Here is a 21,825-nt window from a genome sequence, read left to right as displayed (position 1 = left end):
CCGAGGGCATGGCCACGGACGCACGGACCCTGCTCGCCGGCATCGTCGCCGACCGGCTGCACGAGCTCGGCTGCGACATCTCGCGCGCGCTCGACGTGCCCTCCCTGCGGACCGGCATGAGCGCGATGACCGTCGCCCTCATGGCCTACCTGGCGAAGGGGGCCTGAGGCTCGCCGGTCGTGCCGGAGGCGGTGTCGGAGGCCCCGACCACGGTCGGGAAGAGATCGGCCAGGGTCTCGTCGAGATCCGGGACGACGCGGCTCTGCGTCGGGTCCGACGCCGCCCGACCCACGTCTCGGTCCTGCTGGCCGTGAAGCAGCCGCAGGTACGACACCTGACGTGAGTCGAGCACGGTCGGCAAGTGCCGGTGCAGCACCGCGTGACTACGGGCGGACGAGGGGAAGCTCGTCCTGCCGGTGCCGTCGTGATGCCCGACGAAGGCCAGGCCCATCGAGACCATCGCCTGCACCGTCACCCCGAAGTCGGCCAGGGCTCCGTCGGTGTAGCGAGCGGTGAGGCCACGACCGAAGCTCACCGCGAACCCGTCGTGGGCCAAGGTGACGAGCGGCAGCAGCCGGTCGAGGTAGTCGGTGGCGAGCAGGTCGTCGTCGTCGACGCGCACCCAGGCGAGCGGCCCGGCAGGCACACCTCGGGCCCGCAGGTCGTCACGGATCGCGCCGATGCGCCCCTTCCACCCGCCGACCGGGTCGAGGACGAGCGCCGGGTTGGCCTCGGCCGCGGCACGAAGGGGGTCCAGCCACCGGTCGGGCAGGTCGGGACTGTGCTGCACGATGTGCCGGTAGCCGTGCCGCTCGTGGAAGCGCTGGTACACCGGCACCGCCCACTCGAGGAAGATCTGCTGGCGCGGCGCCATCCGCTCGGGGGCCCAGAGCCGGTCGCGGTACTCCGCGGCGTCCACCTGGGAGAGGCGCCAGTCCGGGCTCTCCGGCTGGAAGAGGCTGTAGCGGGTCACCCCGTAGACGGGCGGCACCACGTCCTGCGCTGCGCCGGCGCGAGCCCGCAGCAGCTCCTCCCCGAGCTCGGCGATCCGCTCGGCCCGCTCCCGCGAGCGCGCAGCGTGGTACTGCGCCTTGGCTTGCCAGTCCTGCTCCCCCATGGTCCATCCCCGTCGTTCGTTCGCGCTTCCCCGACCACGTCCACCACGCAGCCGCCGTCACCGTACTGCCACCGCCCCGCCCGCCGCGGACGCCGCACCGTGTCCCCCGTCGCATTTCCTTGAGGTCGGGCGATTTGGTTGGTTGCCTCATGCAGGCATATAGTTGATGGGTGCACACAACCACCTCCACCGTCGCAGTTCATCTGCAGGAGACCCTGGGCCAGGTCTTCGGGCTCTTCTCCAAGATGATCGCGCGCCGGCAGGCGACCGACCCCCAGGCGATGAGTCGCACCGACTACGCCCTCCTCGGGTCGCTCGCGCACTGCCCCACCGAGGCCGGCATCCGCATCTCGAAGCTCGCGGAGACCCTTGGCCACGACCTGTCGACGATCAGCCGGCGGGTCACCCACCTCGAGTCGCACGACCTCCTCGAGCGACTGCCCGACCCGAGCGACGGCCGGGCCTCGACCGTCCGCCTGACCGCCGCCGGTCACGACGCGCTCACCGACGAGCGCTCGGCCCGCACCGGCCTCCTCGGCCGGATGCTCGCCGACTGGCCGGTCGACGACCTCGAGGAGCTCGACCGTCTCCTCAGCCGACTGGCCACCGATCTTGCCGCCGAGGCGCACCCGGCGACGCACCCCCCTTCGCCCCTCTAGACCACCGGAAGGACCGCCCCGTGAGCTCCACCACGGCATCCGCCCCCTACACGTTGAGCACGGAGAACAAGCGCGTCTTCGCCGGCCTCATGCTCGGCATGCTCGTCGCCTCCGTCAGCCAGACCATCGTCGGCCCCGCCCTGCCCCGGATCGTCTCCGAGCTCGGCGGCATGGACCACTACAGCTGGGTCGCCACCGCGGCCATGCTCGTCTCGGCCGTCACCGTCCCGATCGTCGGCAAGTTCTCCGACCTCTACGGCCGGCGCGGCTTCTACCTCGGCGGCATCGTCGTCTTCATGATCGGCTCGCTCATCGCCGGCTTCTCCCAGTCCTTCTGGATGCTCGTCGCCGGCCGTGCCGTGCAGGGCCTCGGCATGGGCACGCTGATGCCGCTGTCGCAGACGATCATCGGCGACATCATCCCGCCGCGGCAGCGCGGCAAGTACCAGGGCCTCATGGGCGCGGTCTTCGGCGTCACCTCGGTCGCCGGACCGCTCCTCGGTGGCGTCATCACCGACCACCTCGGCTGGCGCTGGCTCTTCTTCGTGTCGCTGCCCATCGGCCTGATCGCCCTGGTCTTCATCGCACGCTTCCTCCACGTGCCGCACACCCCGCGCAAGGCGCCGATCGACTACCTCGGCATCACCACCCTCTCGACCGGTCTCGTCGCGCTGCTGCTCGCCGTCTCCTTCGGCGGGTCGAGCTGGGCCTGGGGCTCCACCGAGTCGATCAGCCTCTTCGTCCTGAGCGTCGTCGCCCTCACCGCCTTCGTCCTCGTCGAGCGCAAGTCCGTCGAGCCGGTGCTGCCGCTGCGCCTCTTCGCCAACCGCACGATCAGCCTGAGCCTGGTCTCCGCCTTCGGCGTCGCGATCGTCATGTTCGGCGCGATCATCTACATCCCGGTCTTCGCCCAGGGCGTCATCGGGGTCAATGCCACCAACTCCGGCCTGATCCTCATGCCGCTCATGCTCGGCTTCATCATCTGCGGCATCCTCACCGGGATGCTCATCACCCGAACGGGCAAGTACCTGCCCTTCATGCTCACGGGCATCGCGATCATGGCGGTCGGCGTCTTCCTGCTCACCCGCCTCGACCACGCCGCCACGAGCCTGCAGCTCACCGAGGCGATGGTCGTCCTCGGCATCGGCCTGGGCATGGCGATGCAGCAGTACACCCTCGTCGTGCAGAACGCCGTATCCCGCTCCGACATGGGTGTCGCCACCGCGTCGACCCAGTTCTTCCGCAACGTCGGCTCGACCGTTGGCATCGCGATCTTCGGTGCGGTCATGTCGAGCGGCCTGCAGGAAAAGATCGCCTCGCACCTGCCCGGCGGCATGCCCGCGCAGGCAGGCGGTCACATGGACGCCGGGGCGGTGCTCGACCCGAGCGCCCTGGCCAAGCTGCCCCCGGCCGTCGCCGACGCCGTCCGCTGGGGTCTGGCCGACAAGCTGACCGACGCCTTTGCGCTCGGCCTGCCGATCCTCGCGGTCGTCTTCGTCGCGACGCTCTTCATCCCGAACACCCCGCTGCGCGAGACCAACGACGACGACCCGGTCGAGGACGCCGGCCAGCAGGTGCTCGACGCCTATGCGTCGGAGTCCGGTGAGAGCGACCACCGCACCACGGGCGAAGGGGGCGCCGCCGCCGGTACCGCGTCGGCCGCGTCCGACCTGGCCGGGGCGCGCCGGGCCTGAGACCCGGCAGGCGGGTCCGGGGACCCTGTCGCGGGGAGGCCAGCGGCCGACCCGGGCCCCTACGCCACTGCTCCGTCCTCTGGGCCGACCCGAGGTACGGAGCAGTGGCGTATGCAGCCAACGGACCTGCAGAGTCAGCGGCAGCCGGCCCGCCACGAGCCGACCCAGAGGCTCGGAGGGTCAGCCCGGCGGGGCGATCGGCAGGCTCCGCCCGCTGACGAAGCGCCGCTCGCGCCCGTCGACCGGGTCGACGAGCTCGAGGGTGCTCGCGAGCAGCTGCAGCGGCGTCGAGAAGTCGTCGACCGACACGTCGAGCACCTCGGGGTAGAGCGGGTCACCGACGATCGGGATGCCCAGGCCGTGCAGGTGCAGCCGCAGCTGGTGGGTCCGCCCGGTGTGCGGGGTCAGCCGGTAGACGGCGAGGTCCTCGACCGCCCTCGCCGCCTCGATGTCGGTCACCGCGTTGACCGGGGCGTCGGGGACGACCTGTGCCTGCCACACCCCGCGCGTCTTGGCGATGTGGTTGCGCACCGTGAGCGGGAAGGCCAGGTCGTCACGCCGGGGCGCGAGCGCCTCGTAGGTCTTGCGGACCCGGCGGTGCTCGAAGAGCGTCTGGTAGGGCCCGCGCCACCGCCGCTCGGTCGCGAGCAGGAGCACGCCAGAAGTCACCCGGTCGAGCCGGTGCAGCGGGGTGAGCTCCGGCAGCCCGAGCTCGTCGCGCAGGCGCACCGTGACGCTCTGCATGACGTGCCGCCCACGCGGGATCGTCGAGAGGAAGGGCGGCTTGTCGACGACGACGAGTCGCTCGTCACGGTGCAGCACCGTGATCTCGCCAGGCACCGCGGGCTCCTCGCGCAGGTCGCGGTGGAACCACACGAAGGTGTGCGGCCGGTAGGCGTCGTCGGCCAGCAGCACCGAAGCGTCGTCGTAGACGAAGCGCTCGTCGGCCAGCATCCCGTCGACGTCCACCCCTTCGGGCGAGGTGTCGCGCAGCCAGTGGCCCATCGTCGACCACGGGCGCGGCCGGCCGTGGTCGTGGTCGGGGGTGCGCACCCAGGCCGCGCCGAGGCCGTGGCGCGCGGGGAGGGGTGAGCGAGGGGCCACGGGTCCGAGGGTAGGCGAGGGGAACGTGGGACCCACACGAACGGGCAGGCGGAATGTTTGATTTTCAACTACTGTTGACCCAGGTGACCATCAACCGAAGGAGCACCAGATGCCCGCCGTGACCGTCGACAACATCCTCACCCTCCCCCGCGTCACCCAGCCGGCCCCCGAGGCGGTCTCGCGCCCCGTGCTGTCGGTGAGCACCGCGCCCAAGGGCTTCGAGGGCGAGGGCTTCCCGGTCCGCCGCGCCTTCGCCGGCGTCGACATGGCGCGCCTGGACCCCTTCATCCACATGGACCAGATGGGCGAGGTCGAGTACGCCCCGGGCGAGGCGCGCGGCACCAGCTGGCACCCGCACCGCGGCTTCGAGACCGTCACCTACATCGTCGACGGCACCTTCGCCCACGAGGACACCCACGGGGGCGGCGGCCTGATCACCGACGGCGACACCCAGTGGATGACCGCCGGCTCCGGGCTGCTGCACATCGAGGCCCCGCCGGAGGAGCTCGTCGTGAGCGGTGGCGTCTTCCACGGGCTCCAGCTGTGGGTCAACCTGCCGAGCCACCAGAAGATGTCCGACCCCAGGTACCAGGACATCCGCTCGGGTCAGGTCGGCCTGCTCTCCAGCCACGACGGCGGCGCGCTGCTGCGGGTCATCGCCGGTGAGCTGGACGGTCACGAGGGCCCGGGCATCACGACGACACCGATCTCGATGATCCACACCACGGTCGCCCCTGGCGCGCGGCTGCACATCCCGTGGCGCGAGGACTTCAACGGCCTGGCCTACGTGCTCTCCGGCCGCGGCACCGTCGGTCCCGACCGCCGTCCGATCCGGGAGGGCCAGCTCGCGGTCTTCGGCGCCGGCGGCGCCCTGGAGATCACGGCCGACGACCGCCAGGACTCGCGCAGCCCCTCGCTCGAGGTCGTCCTGCTCGGCGGGCGCCCGATCCGGGAGCCCGTCGCCGCCTACGGCCCCTTCGTCATGAACACGCGCGAGGAGCTCGTCACGGCCTTCGAGGACTTCCAGGCCGGCCGCCTCGGCGTCATCCCCAAGACGCCGAAGGTGCGCCCCGCCCTCGAGATCGCCGAGGCCATGGCGCAGGGCGGGCACCCCGGCCACGACGTCCTCTGACCCGACCCCCTTCGTCACCCGCTTCGACACCTCGGTGCGCCCGAAGGAGGCCACCACGGACATGACCTTCACCCGCGCGGCGGGGACACGACCTATCGCCGCCAGGAGGTCGTCGAGACCGACTACCCCTGGTACGTGCGGGTCTTCGTGCCGTCGGCGGGGACCTTCGCCTCCTGGCTCGTCGCCCTGTCCTTCCTCGCCGTCCTCATCGGCGTCCCGACGCTGGCCGTGCGGCTGATCCTCGGCGCGCGCCGCAGGCCGCGGCCCCGGTGACGCCGACCGGGCGCGTCGCCGCGGCGATGTCGCACCCGTGGGTGAGGATGTTGGGGTGACCAGCCCGTCGGCGACCCGTCAGGCGGCCCCGGCCGATGCGGCCCGGCCCGCGACGAAGGGGGGAGGCTCCCCCCTTCGCCACTGGCCGTGGGCGCTGGTCGCGGTGGCCCTCCTCGCCCTGGTCGCGGTCGGCTGGTCGGCGACCGCCTCCTATCCCGAGCACGCCGGCTCGTGCGCCGAACCCGGCTGCAAGGTCGCGGCCGGCCACCGGGTCCTCGCCCACTGGGGCGGCATGGCCGCCGCCGGCCTCGCGCTCGCCGTGGGGCTGATCGCCTGCCTGCGCTCACGCTCGACGCAGCCGACGACCTTCCCCGCCCGGCTGTCCCCGATGTGGCACGGCACGGTCGTCGGGATCGTCGTCATGGTGCTGGCGACCTTCACGCTGTGGCCGACGGTGCGCGTCGGCATGCTCGGCCCGCCGCTCGGGGTCGCCGTCCTCGCCGTCGAGTGGGTGCTGCTCGCCGTGGCCCTCGACCGCATGCACCTGGCCGCCCGGCCGGCGAGCGCCCCGCGCCGCCGGCTGCTCCAGTCCCTCGCCGTGGCAGCGGCCGTCGTCGTCCTCGAGGTGGCGCTACCGCTCGTCTCGCCCTTCCGGGCACTGTCGGCCGGCATGCTGCAGATCGCGCTCGTCCAGGCCGGTCTCGCGCTGGCGCTCACGACCTGGCTGTCGCTGCGCGACCCGGCCGGTCACGGCGACGCCCACGGCGAGCGGCGCACCGCCCAGCTCGCGACACTGGGCATGCTCGTCGTGGTCGTGACGATCTCGGTGACCGGGCTGCACCTGGGCCCGGGCAGCGCCGAGCGCTTCGGCCGGGACCTGGCCGACCTCGTCCAGCCCTGGTAGCTCGTGCCCGCACCTGACCGCTCGCACCAAAGTTTCGCCGAAGGGTGATCCACGGGGCCCCCACGGGTCGACAGTGGGGGTATGGCCGAGCAGCTGGCCAGTGACCGCGAGGTCCTGGCATCCATCGCCGAGGGAGACCAGCTCGCGCTGCGCGAGCTCTTCGACCGGCACCACGGCTGGCTGCTCTGGCGCCTGCGACGTCGCACCTCCGACGCGGAGCTCGCGGCCTCGGCCCTGCAGGACACCTTCGTCGAAGTATGGCGCTGCGCCGGCCGCTACCGCGGCGACGGTGACGTCGGCGCCTGGCTCTGGGGCATCGCCATCCACCGGCTCGTCGACCGACTGCGGGTCCGGACCGCGCCGACCCCGGTCTCTGCGCAGGCCATGGCGCTGCTCGTCCCGAGCGTGCGCAGCGCCGAGGACGAGCTCCTGCTCGCCGTCGAGCACGGCGACCTCGGCACCGCGCTGGACACCCTCACCCCCGAGCTGCGCGCCGTCGTCCAGGCCGTCGTCGTCGACGGACTGACGACCCGTGAGGCCGCCCGGCTCCTCGCCATCCCGCAGGGGACGGTGAAGAGCCGTTGGCGCACCGCCCGCACCCGGCTGCGCGAGCAGCTGCTCTCCCAGGGAGGCACGACATGACCACGACCGAGGGATGGCACCCCGACCCCGCGCTGCTCGAGGCCTGCGCCCACGACCGCCTGCCGCCCGCGGCCGACCTGGCCGTCGAGTCCCACCTCGCCGGGTGCGCGACCTGCAGGGCGAACCTCGTCGTCCCCGATCTCGCCCGGGACGAGCTCTGGGCCGGGGTGCGGCGCCGGGTGGCCACGCCCCGCCCAGGCCTGCTGCACCGACTGCTCGTCGACAGCGGCGTCGACCCCGGCGACGTCGTGCTCGTCGACGCCGCCGGTGCGCTCCGGATCCCGTGGGCCCTCTCCCTCGGCGGCTCCCTCGCGGTCGGCACCGTCGCCGGCCAGGTACCCGCTGCCCTGGGTGACGCCGCCTTCCTCCTGCTCGCACCGCTTGTCCCCGTGCTCGCCGTCGTCGCCGCCTACGACGCGACCGACACGCTGCGCGAGCTGTCAGCCACCACGTCCCACTCTCGCCTCCGGGTCGCCCTCGTGCGCACCCTCGCCGTCCTCCTCGTGGCCTTGCCCTCGATGCTGCTCGTCAGCCTCGCCGTCCCCGTCCTCGGGGCGCTCGCGTGGGTTTGGCTCCTCCCTTCGCTCGGCCTGACCTCCACCACGCTCGCCCTGATCCACCACTGGCCCGCCCGGTTGGCCGGCGGGGTCGTGGCCGGGGGCTGGGCAGTCGTGGTGAGCGCGCTCGCCGGAGGCGGGTCGGCGAGCGCCCTCGCCACCCCCGCCGGCCAGGGCGCCATCGCCCTCGCCACCACCGCACTCGTCGTCGCGCTCATCGCGGCGTCCCGCCACCCCGCTCGACCGACAGGAGGCCGACGATGACCGTCGTCCTGCACGACCTCGCCAAGAGCTACGGCCGCACCGAGGCCCTGGCCCCGACCTCCCTTCGCCTCGAGCCGGGGATCGTCGGGCTGCTCGGCCCCAACGGTGCGGGCAAGACGACGCTGCTGCGGCTCGTCGCCACCGCGATGCCACCCACCTCCGGCACCGTCGTCGTGGACGGCCTCGACGTCACGGCCGGGCAGGCAGAGCGGGTCGCGGCCCGCCGTCGGATCGGCTACGTGCCGCAGGAGGTGACCTTCCCTCGCGGCATGAGCGCCTTCGGCTTCCTCGACTACATCGCGGTCCTCAAGGAGTGGCGCGACACCGAGCGACGGCACACCGAGGTGCTGCGCGTGCTCGACCTCGTCGACCTCGGCCAGCGCAGCACCGACCGCATCCGCCGACTCTCCGGGGGGCAGCGGCGCCGGCTGGCCATCGCCCAGGCGCTCATCGGTGACCCCGCCGTGCTGTTGCTCGACGAGCCGACGACCGGCCTCGACCCCGAACAGCGCGCCTCGCTCCGACGGGTCCTGTCGGCCGTGCCGGGCACCGTCCTGCTCTCGACCCACCAGACCGAGGACGTCTCCGCCCTCTGCGACCGGGTCGTCGTCATCGACGGCGGGCGGGTGCGCTTCGACGGGTCGGTCCCAGGCCTCCTCGCCACGGCCGCCGGCCGGGTCCACGTCGGGCCCAGCCCGAGCACGGGCGCGGTCGCCAGCTGGCGGACCGGCACCGGCGAGCAGCGCTCCGTCGGCGGCACCCCTGCACCCGACGGTCAGGCGGTCGACCCCTCGGTCGAGGACGCCTACCTCCTCATCCGCCACCTCGACACCGGAGTCCCGTCATGAGCATCGCCGCACCCCACCCCGCCCGACGACCGGCGACCCCGTCGGCCCTCGCCGTCCTCACCCGTCACGAGGTCGTCGGCTACGCCAGATCGTGGACCTACCTCGTGGGCACGGCGCTGTGCCTGGCCGTCGTCACCACCGGCCTCGTCGGACCGGACGACGAGACGTCGTCGACGATGACGATGATCGTCCCGGCAGCCACCCTGGGCCTGCTCGGCCTCGTCGTCATGGCCCGCCTCACCCGACGGTCGGACGAGTCGGCCGCGGCCGCCGGGGCCGTCGCCACGAGCGAGTCGACCCGCACGCTGGCCCTCGTCGGCGCAGTCGTCGTCCCCCTCGCAACGGCCCTCGTCGTCTTCGCCCTGCTCTGGTGGACCTACTCCGCCCGCCCTCCGGCCGCCGGCGCCGTCCCCTTCGGCCCGGTCGACGACGCCCACGTGCTGGCCGTGATGTTTGCCCTCTCGGTCATCCCGGCCGTCGGCGGACCGCTCCTCGGGCTGCTCGTCGCGCGCTGGATGCCCTTCCGCGGGGCCACGGCCCTCGCCGTCGTGTTGCTCGCGCTGGTCACCATCGTCCTGCAGGGCAACTTCGAGTCGACGTGGCGGTGGAAGGTCGTGTGGCCCTGGACCTACTGGTACGGGCCCCTCGGGTGGAGCACGGCCGGGGGCGACGAGACGCACTGGGTCGCGACGCCGGGGTCTCCGCAGCTGTGGATCGTCTACCTGCTCGCGCTGTGCGCGCTGGGCGTCGTCGCCGCACTGGCCCATGACGCCGAGGCACCGCGGGGTCGGCTCGTACGGACCGCCGTCGCGCTCGGGCTGGTCGCGCTGGGCGCGCTCGCCCTGACGATGCTGCTCGGCCTGCCCGACCCCGCCGTCAACCCCGTGCCCGGGCGGGCCTTCTGAGGCCACGATGGGCACCTACCTCGCCCGCGCCGTGCCGTGGCCGCTGCTGTTGGCAGTGAGCGGGCTCGTCCTGCTGGTCGTGCGGGTGCTCCAGCTCGACCCGTGGACCCTGTGGCCCCTGCAGGGAGTCGCCGTCGGGCTCGTCGCCGGAGGTGTCGGGTGGTGCCTGGACGAAACCTGCGCCGACGTCGTCGACACCCTGCCGCGCCCCCTGGCCTGGCGCACGCTCGCCCGCCTCGCGGGTGTCGGTCTGGTCCTCGCCGGCTGGAGCCTCGCCGTCTGGTGGGCTCGCGACGGCCTCTTCGGCCACGCCCGGGCGGTGTGGTGGCAGGGCGTCGCCGCGGCCCTGATCGCACTTGCCGCGGTGACGTGGGCGCGAGCCGTGGGCCACCCGACACCGGGACGCGTCTGGGCCGTGACGATCGTCCCCGGGGTCACGGTGTGGTCCGTGGTGCGGCCGGCTGCCGACCGACTCCCCCTGCTGCCCTACGCGGACGGCCGGTGGGAGGCGAGCGTCGTCCTGTGGACGGCTCTGGCCGGGTCGGCGCTCGCGGTGCTGGTCCTCGGGCTCCTCGATGCGCGGTGGTGGCCGGCTCACTGGCGCGCCGGGGACCACCGCGGATCCACCCATGGCATCAGGCGAAGGGGTCGCGCCCCCGCTTGAGCGCTGCCCGCGCTTTGCCCGACTTCCCGATCGCCGCCCACCGCTTGCGGGCAGCGGCCCGGGCGGCGGGGTCGGTGCGCATCGCGATCCACGCCGCCTCGCGCTGGAGCTTGCCCCAGCTGTGCCAGCGACGCTCGTCGAGCTCGCCGGAGGCCAGTGCGGCCTGCACCGCGCAGCCGGGCTCGGTCTCGTGGGCGCAGTCGGCGAAGCGGCACGACGCGATGAGTCCCTCGACGTCTGGGAAGGTCAGCGCCACGCCGTCGTCGTCGTCGTGCAACCCGATCGAGCGCAGGCCGGGGGTGTCGATGAGCACCCCTCCGCCGGTGAGGGCGATGAGCTCGCGCGCGGTCGTCGTGTGCCGACCCTTGCCGTCCTGCCGAGTCCCGGAGACGAGCTGGACCTCTTCTCCCGCAAGGACGTTGACGAGCGTCGACTTGCCAGCGCCGGACTGGCCGACGAGGGCGGTGGTCCCGCCGGAGAGGACCGCGGCGAGGACGTCGACGCCCTCGCCGGTCTCGGCGGAGACGACGTGGACGTCGACCCCGGGCGCGGCCGTCTCGACCTCGGCGCGGGTGGCGTCCGGGTCGTAGGCGAGGTCGCACTTCGTCAGCACGACGAGCGGCTGCGCCCCGGACTCCCAGGCGACGACGAGATAGCGCTCGATGGTCGACAGGTTGACCCGGGTCTCGAAGGGCACGGCCACGAGCACGTGGTCGAGGTTGGCGGCCATGACCTGGGCGTCGGACCGCTCGCCGGCGGCCTTGCGCACGATCGCGGAGCTGCGCGGCAGGACCACGCGGACGACGTCGCCGTCGGGGCGGCGCTCCAGGCCCACCCAGTCGCCGGTCGTCGGCTGGTCCTCCAGCTCGCTGCCCGCCGGCAGCCGGACGAGCGCCGGGGTCGGCCCGTCGGCGGTGTGGACGGTCACCCGCCCGCGGTCGACCCGGCCGACGCGCCCCGCCACGAGGTCGAAGGCGCCGTCCTTGGGTCCCACGTTCCGCGTGGGCGGAGCGACGGAGGAGCCACGAAGGGGGGAGCCCGTCACGGCGTCGTCGAAGGCGCCCGCGGTCGTCTCGTCCCACCCGAGGTCGGTGAGGGTGGGGACGGTGGTGGTGTCGCTCATCGGCACCACGGTGGCACCGGTGCCGGGCCGCTCGCCAGTGATTATCTGCCGGGCCCGGCACCCGGTCCGTCAGGGATCAGGCGCGTCGGCGGCGCAGCCAGACGACGAGGCCGATGACCGTGACGACGACGGCGAGGCAGCACAGTGCGCCACCGATCGAGGCCATGACGATGCTGCCGACGGACAGGTTGTCCCCGACGACGAAGGGCGCCGTGCAGCTGATCGTGTAGCCGCCACCCTGCTCGGCGTCGAAGGCCATGACCCGGTGCAACGTCTTGTCGCCTGCCGTCACCGACTGGTCGCCCGTACCGGAGTCGGACACGGCGCCGGCGGGACCGGTCACGGTGCACGATGCGGTCGCGGTCTCCGACCAGACGGCCACCGACTCACCCTCCTCGAGGGTGACCGAGTAGGACCCGGTCTGCATCGGCTCGTCGGCGAGCTCCTGGCTCTGGCCGAAGACGGAGAACCCGCCGATCCCGCACAGCACGAAGGAGATGAGGAGGATGACCAGACCGGTGACGAAGACCCAGGGGGTCCCGCGCTTCGTGGGCTGCTGGGGCGGCATCGCGTAGCTCATGGCCACACCCTAGGAGGACCGCACCCCGGCGCGTGGGACGGACTCACCACCAGACCGTTGACAGATCAATCACCCTCCGCCACGATGACGCCCGGGGGACCGCGGGAGCGGTGCATCGCAGGGGCCTCCACTCACCCTTTCACCCCCCTTCGTCACGCGGACTCTGCCGTGATCCGCGCCACCGCCACCTTGGCTGCCGCTGCCCTGATGCTGTCCCTGCCCACCGCCGCGAGCGCCGCACCAGCTGCCGTCGCACCCTCTGCCGTCACCGTCTTCGCGCCGGCCGTCGCCTCGGCGACGAGCGCCCGACCCAAGGGCAGCTACGCGGTCAAGGTCGTGAGCGTCACCGACGGCGACACCATCCGGGTCCGGGTCAAGGGCCGCTCCACGCCCGTGCGCCTCATCGGGCTCAACGCCCCCGAGACCAACCCTCGGCAGTGCTACGGCACCCAGGCCACGAGCCGGATGAAGCAGTTGACCAAGGGCGGCACCGTCTACATCAAGGCCGACGGCTCGCAGGGCAACAAGGACAAGTACGGCCGACTGCTGCGCCACGTCTACACGCCCGGCGGCACGTCGCTGGCGCTGAAGATGATCGAGGGGGGCTACGCGCGGGAGTACACCTACAACCGTAAGTACGCCGGGCAGTACTCGCACCGACGTGCCCAGAGCCGGGCCAAGTCGGCGAAGCGCGGGCTGTGGCGCTCGTGCGTGTCCACCCCGAAGCCGACGCCGGTCAGCACCAGCTGCAAGATCAAGGGCAACATCAGCAGCAGCGGCGAGCGGATCTACCACCTGCCCGGGCAGCGCTTCTACAACGTGACGAAGATCGACACGAGCAAGGGCGAGCGCTGGTTCTGCACCGAGACGCAGGCGCGCAACGCCGGGTGGCGCAAGAGCAAGGTCTGATCAGGGGCCGACGCGTCGCCGCGACGGGCCGCCCAGCGCCGCCCAGACCGTCGTCTGCTTGTCGTCGCGCTGCACGCCCCACTCGTGGGCGATGCTGCGCACGATCCGCAGGCCGCGGCCGGACGTGGCCCACATCTGGCGGGGCGCCGGGGCCGGCTCGGTCTCGGCGCCGCCGTCGCTCACCTCGACCTCGACGTTGTCGCCGCGGGCCTTCCAGTGGATGCGCACGGTCCGGTCGGCGAGCGGCGAGGCGTGCCGAAGGGAGTTGGTCACCAGCTCGGTGACGACGAGCTCGGCCTCGCCGATGACCTGCTCGCTGACCTCACGCGCCGCGAGGTCGAGGGCGATCGCCTCGCGCACCCGGGTGACGGTCTGCAGCTCCCAGCGGGCCCGGATCGTGCGGGCCTGGCCGCGGCCGATCTCTCCCCCGAAGGAGTCGAGCGTCGGTGCGGTCGCGGCGCCGTCCTGTGGCTGCCCCATGTCTGACGATCCCTTCGTCGCGGTCGCGGACCCGGTCATTGTCCCTGCCACGGCGGTGCGACCCAACTCCCGGGCCGTGCAGCGCCTACGCTGACCGCCATGGGTAAGGCTTCACGTCGCAAGAAGGACGCACAGGGCAAGACCAAGGTCGCCCCCGTGCCATATGTCGCACGCCCCTTCGAGGGGCTGCCGGGCGAGCCCGACTGGGTGGCCGCCTACGAGATCCTCCCGGCGGCCACGGCCACTCTGACGCTGCGGTCCGACGCGGTGCCCGCGGACTCCCCCGACACGGTGACGCTCGCGAGCGTGCTGCCGATGGCCTGGCCGGCGCTGCGCCGTCAGGACGGCAGCGTGCTCATCGCCAGCCAGTCCGGGTCGAGCAGCGGCGACCCGAGCCGCGACCTCGCGCAGGCGCTGCTCACCGCCCTGGCCGCCGAGCCGGGCGCCCCGATCCCCCAGCTGCCGCGCACGACCGCCGAGACCCCGCGGCTGCAGGACCTCGTCGACACCTCCGCCCCCTTCGACATCACCGTCCACGAGGGCTTTGACTTCTGGGTCGACGGCCAGGAGGTGAGCGGCGAGGCCGCCGCGTCCCTCGAGCGGGCCAACGAGTCCGTCGTCCCGACCACCCCGATCGCCGGCACCCCGAGCACCTACTGGTGCCGCATCGGCGAGCGCACCTACATCCGCCACGTCCTCGCCGACGACGAGGAGAGCGCGACGACCGCCCTGGCCCGACTCCACGCGAAGGGGGAGGCGCACCTCGACGAGGACCGCCGCCTGCTCGGCATGTTCCGCGCCGGCGGCCTCGTCGTCCCCGTGTGGGAGGTCGCGGCCGACTCCGAGCCCGCCGAGCACGAGGGCGCGGTGGCCGACTTCGCCACCCGCTACGCGGCCGCGGCCGCCACGACCGACGACCTCACTGCCGACGAGCGCCGGGCCCGTTCCGGTCTGCTCTCGCGGCAGGTGACCCTGCGCTGACGATGTCCGCGAGAGTGGCCGCGATCGTCCCGGCCAAGGACGAGGCCGAGCGGGTCGCCGCGACGGTCACAGCACTGCTCTCGCTCCAGGACGTCGACGTCGTGGTCGTCGTCGACGACGGGTCGACCGACGCCACGGCCAGCGAGGCCGCCGACGCCGGGGCTCTCGTCGCGCGCCACCCCGCCAACCGCGGCAAGGCGGCCGCCCTCGAGACCGGCGTCGCCCGGCTCGTCACCGAGGAGCAGCGCACCGGATCGCCCGAGCACGTGCTCCTCTTCGCCGACGCGGACCTCGCCGAGTCCGCGGCCAACCTCGAGCCCCTCCTCGTCCCGGTCCTGCTCGGGTCCGCCGACCTGACCGTCGCCAACATCCCGCGCTCGGCGTCCTCGCTCGGCTCCGGCCGCGTCGTCCGGCTGGCCCGCGCGCAGATCGAGGCGATGACCGGGCGCGCGATCGAGCAGCCGCTCAACGGCATGCGGGCACTCACCCGGGCGACCTTCGCCGATGCCACCCCCCTGGCGTCCGGCTGGGGCGTCGAGGCGGCCATGCTCGTCGACGTGCTGCGGGCAGGCCGGCGGGTCGTCGAGGTGCCCGTGGAGCTGACCCACCGGCGCACCGGCAACGACATCAAGGGCCGGGTGCACCGGGCCATGCAGCTGCGCGACGTGTCGACGGCGCTGCTGGCTCGGCGCTTCCTGTCGTGAGGGACGACGGCGACCGCGACCCGCTGGGGCTCGGCCTGCTCGTCGTCGGCATCGGCCTGCTCCTGCTCGTCGGGGCGAGCGGCACCTCGCTGGCCCTCCCTCCCCTGGGACCGAGGGGCTGGGCTCCCCCTTCGCTCCCGTGGCGGCTCGGCGGCTGGACGGTCATCGCCCTCCAGGCCACCGGCTACGCCCTGGGCGCGGCCTCGCTGTGGCGGCACGTGCGGCGGCCGACCCCCCTTCGCCTGCGGTGGTGGCACCTCGTGGTGCTCGCCGGGCTGGTGCTGCTCACCGCGCCCTTCGGGACCGCCGACCACACCAACTACGCGGCCTACGGGCGGATCCTCGTCGAGGGCGGCGACCCGTGGTCGGTCGTGCCGGCGCAGTGGCGCGGCGGGGCCGACCCCGTCGTCAGCCGGGTCCAGGACCCGTGGCGTGAGGCGACGAGCGTCTACGGGCCGGTCGGCACGTGGCTCATGGGGCTCGCGGCCGGGGTCGGCGGTGACGTCGCCCGGCAGGTCGTGTGGGTCTGGCAGGCGCTCGTCGTCGCGGCCTGGCTCGGCGCCCGTGAGCTGCTCGTGCGCCTGGGCACATCCCGGCCCACCGTCGACCGGTGGTGGACGACCAATGCCCTCGTCCTCGGCGCCGGGGTCCTCGGGGCGCACGTCGACACCCTCGCCGTCTGCGCGATGGCCGCGGCCATCGGGCTCGGTCTCGCCCGGCGACCGCTGCTCGCCGGGCTGGCCACCGGGCTCGCCGCGAGCGTGAAACTGACCGCCGGGGTCGTCGGGGTCGCGCTGCTGTGGGACCTGCTCTCACGGCGTGGGGGTCGGTGGGCCGGCGCCGGTGCACTCGTGCTCGGGACCCTCCTCGTGCTCGTGCCGGCTCATGCCGTCGTGGGTGCCCACGCGCTCGGTCGGATCACCGAGGCCGGCGGCGGGATCTCCTACGCGATGCCGTGGCGTGGCCTCTACACGCTGCTCGACCTCGCCACGAGCGAGCCCTTCGCGCGCACGACGACGACCTGGATCGCGGCGGGCGCGTGCCTGCTGCTCGCCATCGCCCTGTGGCGGATCACCGAGGGCCTGACCGACGTGGTCGTGGTGCGGGCGCTGTGGGTGCTCACGACGGCCTACGCGCTCGGCGCGGGCTACGTCCTGCCCTGGTACGAGCTGCCGCAGTGGCTGGCGACCGCCGTGCTCGTCGGGGTCGTGGGGCGCGAGGGGTGGCGTCGGCTCGCTCCGGTGCTGCTCCTGCTGGTGGGTCGCTCGCTCGTCCTCGCCCTGGCCTACGTCCCCGGTCGCGTCCAGCTGCCCGAGACGATCGAGACGGTGACGCTGGGCTTCCGCTTCGTTGCGTCGCCGCTGGCCACGGTCGCCGTGTGGGTCGCGATCTGGGTGCTGTGCCGGCAAGCCCGTCAGAGTCGAGTCAGGGGATGGTCAGGAAGGGGTCAACGGATCTAAGATCCAGTGATCGCGCGCAACCCGGGGGGACGAGATGGAGTGCACTTCGTGCGGGACGACGGGCACGGGGGCCTTCTGCCCCGGGTGCGGGGTCCGCATGGCGACCGATGGTGGCACGGACGACGCCGGTCGCTTCTGGCAGGACGACGAGCCAACCCGCGCCCAGGCAGCACTCGACCCCGGCCCGGGCTGGCCGCAGCCGTCGCCCGAGACCTCGTGGGACGACTGGATCGTGCAGCCGGCGCCGCCCGCGGGCCCAGGTCCACTCCCGGTCACGCCCTCTGCAGGTGCACCGACAGCGGGGGCCTCGATGGCCCCACCCCCCGGCTCGCACGGCGGCCCGCCCTGGACCGCAATCGTCGCTGCCGTCGTTGCCGGTGTCCTGCTGCTCGGTGCGGGTGGTGCAGCGTTGTGGTTCTTCGGCTCCGACGGCGAGCCCGCGGCCGGGCCCCCTTCGACCTCGACGCCGACGACGACCGTGACCGCCACACCCCCGCCCACGACGACCGTGACGAGTACCGCGACGCCGCCGCCCACGACCACGGTGACCACGACCGCGGCCCCGCCGAGTGCGGCCGAGCAGCTGAGCGACAAGCGCGACGAGTCGCTCGCCCGGCTCGACGCCGACGGCGACTGGGCGGTGAGCCTCTCGGCCAAGCAGGACGGCACCCGTGACGACCGCCAGGTCACGAGCAGCGGGTCGCACGTCTTCCGACTCCCCGACATCCTCGAGCTGCACGAGGGGTACGAGTCGACCTACGCCTGGACCGACGTCTACCTGCTCAAGGCCGAAGATCTTGGCAGCACCGTGGGAGCCGACGACGACAAGATCTGGATGACCATCGTCGACCCCGGATGGCTGACCACCCGCGAGGACGCCGAAGCATGGTGCGCGGTCGAGTTCTCGTGGCTGAGCGGAGACGACCTCGACAACGCCTGCTACCCCCGTCAGCTGCGGGCTCCCTGACGCGCTGACCCGATCCACAGGACGACGAGGGCGGGGCCCAGGACGAGCGCGGCAGCGGCCGGGATCGCCGTGCCCGAGTCGTTGAGCAGGAAGCCCACGGTGAGCGCGACGACGAGACCGATGAGCCCCACGCGCAGTGCCGGGTATGCCGCCAGGATGGGCTGGATCCGTTGCCCCGCAGCGCTGTCCGGCCGCGCCAGCACCCAGATGACGGCGACGAGGACGACCGGCACGAGCAGCGCGGTCCGCTCCGGCCCGAGGAGCAGGTCGACATTGGTCTCGAGCTTGCGCACGAGGATCCCCCACGCGTCGCCAGCGAGCAGGCTGCCGAAGAAGCGGCCCAGGTGGGTGCGCGACTCCTCGGGACGCAGCCAGTCCAGCCCGGCCATCGCGAGGAAGCCGACGACCGTCGCGACCCCGATCGTCAGGACCTTGCCCCAGCCGAGCCGGACCCCCGCCACGGCCAGCACGAGGTAGCCGACCGACGGGATGAGCGCGAGCGCGCCCCCGCCGTCGGCTCCGAGCCAGGCGTCGACGACGAAGGTCGCGCCCCCCACGACCGCGACGACCAGCGCAGCCGTCCGCCGGCGCCCCGCCGCGACGAAGGGGGAGGCCAGCGCCGCCATGAGGAAGAAGGCCGCCGCGACGAAGATCGCGAAGGGCACGTTGCCGAAGCCGTGGAAGCGGCCGCCGTCGAGGGGCAGCAGACCGAGGACGGACAGCATCGTCATGCGCCCGCCGAGGAGCAGGTCGACGGCGAGCAGACCCCACGTCACACCGGCGACGGTACCCACGGCGACGAGCGCCGACCGCCGTGGCCCGCCCGACGCTCCCTCGTCACCGGGCCAGCGTCGCTGGACGAGCAGCACGACCACCAGCACCAGCGCCAGCAGGGCCAGGTCGATGACGGCCAGCCGCAGGACGAACCCGCCCATGGCAGAAGGCGTGTCGAACCACCGGGTGAGCGTCAGCAGGTAGGTCGAGGCGGGCACCGCCATCGCCGCCAGGGCGACGACGCCAACGGCGCGACGGACGACGGGGCGGCGGGACCGCGGGCCCAGCGCCCCGCCGAGCCCGGCGATGACGAGCAGCCCGGCGAGCCCGAGGCCGAAGCCCCGGAAGAAGGGCGGGATGACCTCGTCGGCCGCGCGCAGCTGGGCGTCGTCGTCGACGAGCGAGGCGCGCCGGTCCCCGTAGGCGCCGTCGTCGGGGACCGGCACGAGCATCCGGCCGGTGACCCTGTCGGGGGGCGTCAGCCCGGCGAGCGCGAGCGTCGTGTGGGTGACGTCGGCGACCTGGGCCATCTCGTCGCGGGTCGTCGAGTCGGAGTGCAGCCAGCCCGGCTCGACGTCGGCGCCGTGCATCGCGAGCACCCGCAGCCCGGGCTTCCCGCCGTCGTCGGAGAGGCCGGCGAGGATGACGACCGTGTCGCCGTCGACCGACGCGACGACGTCGGCGACGGTGCGGTCGACCGCCGCGACCTGCTGGGCCCGGACCCCGTCGGGCACCGTGATCGCGGGGGCGCCGACGAGGGTGATCGGGCACGGCTCGTTGATCCCCGCCCTCCCGGACCAGCCGCCGCCGGCGTGGTCGACGACGGCCAGGACCGACCCCGGTCCGCTGCCGGAGACGCAGACGCCCGCCTCCTCGGCGGTCTCGCCGAGCGTCCCGATCTGCGCGTCGAAGCCCTGCTGGGAGATCCGCTGCGACAGGTCGGCCCAGTACTGCGGGTCCATCTCGACGGTCGTGAGGTCGGACGAGCTGTCGACCTGCGGCAGGGCACTGCACGTCGGCAGCGCCCGCGGGTCGGCGCGCAGCTGGGCGCGCGTCACGTCGCGCGGCTCGGCGGCGCGGGTCCCGGCAGACAACCCGAGCCAGCCATCGCTGGGACACGACGTGAAATACGTCGACCGCACGTTGAGGTTGGCCAGGGCCGCCCCCTTCGCGAAGCTCGTGATCGCCGGCGCGCCCTCCTCGGTCACGTCGCTCCACGACAGGCCGGGGGCGCCGATGACGACGACGTCACGGGGTCCCCCTTCGTCCTGCGGGGCGGCGGAGGCCGGCGGCACGGCCAGACCCGCGAGGACGAGCAGGGCCAGCAGCAGGGCGGGCGCACCCCGGGGACGAAGGGGGTGACGTCCGCTGGCCATGGACCCACCGTAGTGATCCGGGCCGGGCGGGGAGGCGTCGGACACAATGGCGACATGCGCCGCCTGAGCCGACCCCACCTGATCCTCGGGGTCGTCCTCTTCGTGCTCGTCGCGGCCTGGCCGGTGGCGAAGTTCCTCGTCTTCTTCCCGCAGGACCAGTGGCAGGTCGACGTGCAGGTCTACCGCGAGGGCGGCCTGTCGGTGCTGCAGGGGCGCGACATCTACGCGCAGATGACCCAGCCGCCGCAGCTGCTGCCCTTCACCTACCCGCCGATCGCGGCCTTCCTGTCCGTCCCGCTGGCCTTCGTCCCCTTCGAGGTGGCGGCCTGGGGCTGGACCATCGCCCAGCTGGCCGCCGACGTCGCGATCGTCTGGTTCGCCTGGTACCGGCTGCGCGAGCGGGTCGGGGTGTGGGCGCCGGTGCTCGTCGGGGTCGTCGCCGCCGGCTTCCTGTGGACCCAGCCGGTCGGTGACGGGATCCGCTTCGCCCAGGTCAACGCCTTCCTCGTCCTCGCCTGCCTGCTCGACCTGCAGCGGCCCCGGCAGCGCTGGCTGATGACGGTGCCACCGGGCGTGCTCGTCGGTCTCGCCATGGCGATCAAGCTGACGCCGGGCGTCTTCGTCATCCACTACCTCGTGGGCAAGCGGTGGCGCGAGGCCGGATGGGCCATCGGGACGGCGACCTTCGTCTCGCTGGCGGCGTGGTTCCTCCTGCCGCAGGCCTCCTTCACCTTCTGGGGCGGGGCGCTGTCGGACCCGACCCGGCTGGGCCCCAATGAGGGGTCGGCCAACCAGGCCTTCCGCGCGACGCTCCTGCGGCGTGGCCTCGACGGCCCCGAGCTGCTGCTCGCGTGGGCACCGTGGCTGCTCGTCGTCGGGGTCGCCGTCTACTGGGTCGCCCGCCGGGCGCACCGCCAGGGCGACTGGGTCGCCGAGGTCGCGGCCGTCGGGCTCGCCGGCTTCCTGCTCTCCCCGGTCTCGTGGGTGCACCATCTGCACTGGATCATGGTCATCGTCCCGGCGATCCTCGGCCCATACGTTGTGCACTGGCGCCGGCCGGACTGGCCGCGCGTCGCCGCTGCCGCCGTCGTCGTCGCGTGGTTCGTCTGCACCCTGCCCTTCTGGGGCGTGCTGTGGGTGCGCGCCGACCGGGACCCGCGCTGGGTCGGCGACCTGCTCCAGGAGGGCAATGTCATCGGCAGCGTCGTCGTCCTCGTGCTCCTCGCGTGGGCGGTGCGGCGCAGCGACCGTGAGATGACGGCCGCGGAGCCGGAGGCAGCGCCTAGGGTGACGCCATGACCGCCGTCGAGATCGCCCTGCTGTGCGGGCTCGTCGTCGCGCTGGCGCTCGCCGCCGGCGCGCTCGCTACGACCCGGCGGCTCGCGGCACGGGTCGCCGAGCTCGAGCACCGCTCCCCCGTCGGTGAAGGCGACCTCGCCTCCCTTCGTCACGACATCGCGCAGGCGCTGCGTCACGTGGCAGTCGTGCGCTACGACGCCTTCGGCGACATGGGCGGGCGGCTGTCCTTTTCCGCGGCGATCATCGACGACGCCGGCGACGGCCTCGTCGTGAGCAGCATCCACGGCCGCGGGGAGTCGCGGACCTACGCCAAGGGCGTCGTCGGTGGCGATGCCGACGCCACGCTCACCCCCGAGGAGCGCCAGGCGCTCGCCGCGGCCCGCACCGGGTCACCGGACGCCTGACCCCC

Annotated in this window: 24 protein-coding genes; 18 read left to right on the top strand and 6 right to left on the bottom strand. The window is 73.4% G+C overall.

Annotated elements, in window-relative coordinates; genetic code table 11:
* The first annotated feature begins 8 nt into the window (after nucleotides 1–8).
* Nucleotides 9–167, top strand: a complete 159-nt coding sequence (locus tag H7A72_RS00500; protein ID WP_185221269.1) for a hypothetical protein — start codon at nucleotides 9–11, stop codon at nucleotides 165–167.
* On the opposite strand, the gene H7A72_RS00495 is transcribed toward H7A72_RS00500, so the two are convergent.
* Nucleotides 146–1,117, bottom strand: coding sequence for a glycosyltransferase (locus H7A72_RS00495; RefSeq protein WP_185221268.1), 972 nt, complete (start codon nucleotides 1,115–1,117; stop codon nucleotides 146–148). The genes H7A72_RS00500 and H7A72_RS00495 overlap by 22 nt on opposite strands.
* Before the next feature lie 170 nt (nucleotides 1,118–1,287).
* Here H7A72_RS00495 and H7A72_RS00490 point away from each other — a divergent pair, with 170 nt between their 5' ends.
* Together H7A72_RS00490 and H7A72_RS00485 are read left to right on the top strand one after the other, a co-directional pair.
* Nucleotides 1,288–1,776 (top strand): MarR family winged helix-turn-helix transcriptional regulator, encoded by a 489-nt coding sequence (locus H7A72_RS00490; RefSeq protein ID WP_185221267.1) that lies wholly within the window; start codon nucleotides 1,288–1,290, stop codon nucleotides 1,774–1,776.
* Between the two features lie 20 nt (nucleotides 1,777–1,796).
* Complete coding sequence (locus H7A72_RS00485; protein ID WP_223277708.1) at nucleotides 1,797–3,470, top strand: MDR family MFS transporter; 1,674 nt, start codon at nucleotides 1,797–1,799, stop codon at nucleotides 3,468–3,470.
* A 180-nt stretch (nucleotides 3,471–3,650) separates the two neighbouring features.
* On the opposite strand, the gene H7A72_RS00480 is transcribed toward H7A72_RS00485, so the two are convergent.
* Nucleotides 3,651–4,574, bottom strand: a complete 924-nt coding sequence (locus H7A72_RS00480; RefSeq protein ID WP_185221266.1) for a pseudouridine synthase — start codon at nucleotides 4,572–4,574, stop codon at nucleotides 3,651–3,653.
* Nucleotides 4,575–4,683: 109 nt separating this feature from the next.
* Between H7A72_RS00480 and H7A72_RS00475 the strand changes: the two genes are divergently transcribed.
* From H7A72_RS00475 to H7A72_RS00440, 8 genes are all read left to right on the top strand, one after another.
* Nucleotides 4,684–5,706 (top strand): pirin family protein, encoded by a 1,023-nt coding sequence (locus H7A72_RS00475; protein ID WP_185221265.1) that lies wholly within the window; start codon nucleotides 4,684–4,686, stop codon nucleotides 5,704–5,706.
* Nucleotides 5,707–5,841: 135 nt separating this feature from the next.
* Nucleotides 5,842–5,979, top strand: a complete 138-nt coding sequence (locus H7A72_RS00470) for a hypothetical protein (RefSeq protein ID WP_185221264.1) — start codon at nucleotides 5,842–5,844, stop codon at nucleotides 5,977–5,979.
* A gap of 55 nt (nucleotides 5,980–6,034) precedes the next feature.
* Nucleotides 6,035–6,883: a hypothetical protein gene (locus H7A72_RS00465; protein ID WP_185221263.1), complete on the top strand. Its 849-nt coding sequence runs from the start codon at nucleotides 6,035–6,037 to the stop codon at nucleotides 6,881–6,883.
* Nucleotides 6,884–6,964: 81 nt separating this feature from the next.
* The gene (locus H7A72_RS00460; protein ID WP_185221262.1) at nucleotides 6,965–7,525 is read left to right on the top strand and encodes an RNA polymerase sigma factor; all 561 of its coding nucleotides are present in this window, start codon (nucleotides 6,965–6,967) and stop codon (nucleotides 7,523–7,525) included.
* The gene (locus H7A72_RS00455) at nucleotides 7,522–8,346 is read left to right on the top strand and encodes a hypothetical protein (RefSeq protein ID WP_185221261.1); all 825 of its coding nucleotides are present in this window, start codon (nucleotides 7,522–7,524) and stop codon (nucleotides 8,344–8,346) included. The genes H7A72_RS00460 and H7A72_RS00455 overlap by 4 nt, the downstream gene beginning before the upstream one ends.
* Complete coding sequence (locus H7A72_RS00450) at nucleotides 8,343–9,194, top strand: ATP-binding cassette domain-containing protein (RefSeq protein WP_185221260.1); 852 nt, start codon at nucleotides 8,343–8,345, stop codon at nucleotides 9,192–9,194. Before H7A72_RS00455 ends, H7A72_RS00450 begins: the two co-directional genes overlap by 4 nt.
* Nucleotides 9,191–10,099, top strand: a complete 909-nt coding sequence (locus H7A72_RS00445) for a hypothetical protein (protein WP_185221259.1) — start codon at nucleotides 9,191–9,193, stop codon at nucleotides 10,097–10,099. The genes H7A72_RS00450 and H7A72_RS00445 overlap by 4 nt, the downstream gene beginning before the upstream one ends.
* A 7-nt stretch (nucleotides 10,100–10,106) precedes the next feature.
* Entirely contained in the window at nucleotides 10,107–10,763 is a 657-nt protein-coding gene (locus H7A72_RS00440) for a hypothetical protein (protein ID WP_185221258.1), read from the top strand.
* Here H7A72_RS00440 and rsgA read toward each other — a convergent pair.
* On the bottom strand, nucleotides 10,735–11,886 hold the full coding sequence (gene rsgA, locus H7A72_RS00435) for a ribosome small subunit-dependent GTPase A (RefSeq protein ID WP_185221257.1): 1,152 nt from the start codon (nucleotides 11,884–11,886) through the stop codon (nucleotides 10,735–10,737). The genes H7A72_RS00440 and rsgA overlap by 29 nt on opposite strands.
* Nucleotides 11,887–11,962: 76 nt before the next feature.
* Nucleotides 11,963–12,466 (bottom strand): hypothetical protein, encoded by a 504-nt coding sequence (locus H7A72_RS00430; protein WP_185221256.1) that lies wholly within the window; start codon nucleotides 12,464–12,466, stop codon nucleotides 11,963–11,965.
* Between the two features lie 168 nt (nucleotides 12,467–12,634).
* Here H7A72_RS00430 and H7A72_RS00425 point away from each other — a divergent pair, with 168 nt between their 5' ends.
* Nucleotides 12,635–13,375, top strand: coding sequence for a thermonuclease family protein (locus H7A72_RS00425; RefSeq protein ID WP_223277707.1), 741 nt, complete (start codon nucleotides 12,635–12,637; stop codon nucleotides 13,373–13,375).
* Here H7A72_RS00425 and H7A72_RS00420 read toward each other — a convergent pair whose 3' ends face one another.
* Nucleotides 13,376–13,855, bottom strand: coding sequence for an ATP-binding protein (locus tag H7A72_RS00420; protein ID WP_084450887.1), 480 nt, complete (start codon nucleotides 13,853–13,855; stop codon nucleotides 13,376–13,378). It lies immediately after the preceding gene.
* 99 nt (nucleotides 13,856–13,954) lie between these two features.
* Here H7A72_RS00420 and H7A72_RS00415 point away from each other — a divergent pair, with 99 nt between their 5' ends.
* The 4 genes from H7A72_RS00415 to H7A72_RS00400 all read left to right on the top strand — a co-directional run bounded on the left by H7A72_RS00415 (nucleotide 13,955) and on the right by H7A72_RS00400 (nucleotide 17,967).
* Nucleotides 13,955–14,836: a DUF5926 family protein gene (locus H7A72_RS00415; RefSeq protein ID WP_084450889.1), complete on the top strand. Its 882-nt coding sequence runs from the start codon at nucleotides 13,955–13,957 to the stop codon at nucleotides 14,834–14,836.
* A gap of 2 nt (nucleotides 14,837–14,838) precedes the next feature.
* Nucleotides 14,839–15,540 (top strand): glycosyltransferase, encoded by a 702-nt coding sequence (locus H7A72_RS00410; RefSeq protein WP_223277706.1) that lies wholly within the window; start codon nucleotides 14,839–14,841, stop codon nucleotides 15,538–15,540.
* Nucleotides 15,537–17,000, top strand: coding sequence for a glycosyltransferase family 87 protein (locus tag H7A72_RS00405; RefSeq protein WP_185221255.1), 1,464 nt, complete (start codon nucleotides 15,537–15,539; stop codon nucleotides 16,998–17,000). Before H7A72_RS00410 ends, H7A72_RS00405 begins: the two co-directional genes overlap by 4 nt.
* A 310-nt stretch (nucleotides 17,001–17,310) precedes the next feature.
* A complete protein-coding gene (locus tag H7A72_RS00400) occupies nucleotides 17,311–17,967 on the top strand; it encodes a hypothetical protein (protein ID WP_185221254.1) in 657 nt (218 codons plus the stop codon).
* Here H7A72_RS00400 and H7A72_RS00395 read toward each other — a convergent pair.
* Nucleotides 17,949–20,117: a hypothetical protein gene (locus H7A72_RS00395; protein WP_223277705.1), complete on the bottom strand. Its 2,169-nt coding sequence runs from the start codon at nucleotides 20,115–20,117 to the stop codon at nucleotides 17,949–17,951. The two genes, H7A72_RS00400 and H7A72_RS00395, sit on opposite strands and share 19 nt — an antisense overlap.
* Nucleotides 20,118–20,171: 54 nt before the next feature.
* Here H7A72_RS00395 and H7A72_RS00390 point away from each other — a divergent pair, with 54 nt between their 5' ends.
* Nucleotides 20,172–21,416 carry a glycosyltransferase 87 family protein gene (locus tag H7A72_RS00390; protein WP_223277704.1) on the top strand — a complete coding sequence of 415 codons (1,245 nt, stop codon included), beginning with the start codon at nucleotides 20,172–20,174 and terminating at the stop codon, nucleotides 21,414–21,416.
* Nucleotides 21,413–21,820 (top strand): DUF4446 family protein, encoded by a 408-nt coding sequence (locus H7A72_RS00385; protein WP_185221252.1) that lies wholly within the window; start codon nucleotides 21,413–21,415, stop codon nucleotides 21,818–21,820. The genes H7A72_RS00390 and H7A72_RS00385 overlap by 4 nt, the downstream gene beginning before the upstream one ends.
* The last annotated feature ends 5 nt before the right edge of the window (nucleotides 21,821–21,825 follow it).

It is taken from the genome of Janibacter sp. YB324 (assembly GCF_014217915.1).
Lineage (GTDB): Bacteria > Actinomycetota > Actinomycetes > Actinomycetales > Dermatophilaceae > Janibacter > Janibacter indicus.
This window is presented reverse-complemented; position numbering and strand designations above follow the sequence as displayed.

Bases quoted from the DNA above. Each gene is read 5' to 3' on its own strand.
- H7A72_RS00455 (WP_185221261.1), top strand. From the start codon at position 7,522: ATGACCACGACCGAGGGATGGCACCCCGACCCCGCGCTGCTCGAGGCC.
- H7A72_RS00395 (WP_223277705.1), bottom strand. From the start codon at position 20,117: ATGGCCAGCGGACGTCACCCCCTTCGTCCCCGGGGTGCGCCCGCCCTG.
- H7A72_RS00420 (WP_084450887.1), bottom strand. From the start codon at position 13,855: ATGGGGCAGCCACAGGACGGCGCCGCGACCGCACCGACGCTCGACTCC.
- rsgA (WP_185221257.1), bottom strand. From the start codon at position 11,886: ATGAGCGACACCACCACCGTCCCCACCCTCACCGACCTCGGGTGGGAC.
- H7A72_RS00475 (WP_185221265.1), top strand. From the start codon at position 4,684: ATGCCCGCCGTGACCGTCGACAACATCCTCACCCTCCCCCGCGTCACC.
- H7A72_RS00495 (WP_185221268.1), bottom strand. From the start codon at position 1,117: ATGGGGGAGCAGGACTGGCAAGCCAAGGCGCAGTACCACGCTGCGCGC.
- H7A72_RS00430 (WP_185221256.1), bottom strand. From the start codon at position 12,466: ATGAGCTACGCGATGCCGCCCCAGCAGCCCACGAAGCGCGGGACCCCC.
- H7A72_RS00400 (WP_185221254.1), top strand. From the start codon at position 17,311: ATGGCCCCACCCCCCGGCTCGCACGGCGGCCCGCCCTGGACCGCAATC.
- H7A72_RS00410 (WP_223277706.1), top strand. From the start codon at position 14,839: ATGTCCGCGAGAGTGGCCGCGATCGTCCCGGCCAAGGACGAGGCCGAG.
- H7A72_RS00385 (WP_185221252.1), top strand. From the start codon at position 21,413: ATGACCGCCGTCGAGATCGCCCTGCTGTGCGGGCTCGTCGTCGCGCTG.
- H7A72_RS00440 (WP_185221258.1), top strand. From the start codon at position 10,107: ATGGGCACCTACCTCGCCCGCGCCGTGCCGTGGCCGCTGCTGTTGGCA.
- H7A72_RS00450 (WP_185221260.1), top strand. From the start codon at position 8,343: ATGACCGTCGTCCTGCACGACCTCGCCAAGAGCTACGGCCGCACCGAG.
- H7A72_RS00415 (WP_084450889.1), top strand. From the start codon at position 13,955: ATGGGTAAGGCTTCACGTCGCAAGAAGGACGCACAGGGCAAGACCAAG.
- H7A72_RS00500 (WP_185221269.1), top strand. From the start codon at position 9: ATGGCCACGGACGCACGGACCCTGCTCGCCGGCATCGTCGCCGACCGG.
- H7A72_RS00445 (WP_185221259.1), top strand. From the start codon at position 9,191: ATGAGCATCGCCGCACCCCACCCCGCCCGACGACCGGCGACCCCGTCG.
- H7A72_RS00390 (WP_223277704.1), top strand. From the start codon at position 20,172: ATGCGCCGCCTGAGCCGACCCCACCTGATCCTCGGGGTCGTCCTCTTC.
- H7A72_RS00460 (WP_185221262.1), top strand. From the start codon at position 6,965: ATGGCCGAGCAGCTGGCCAGTGACCGCGAGGTCCTGGCATCCATCGCC.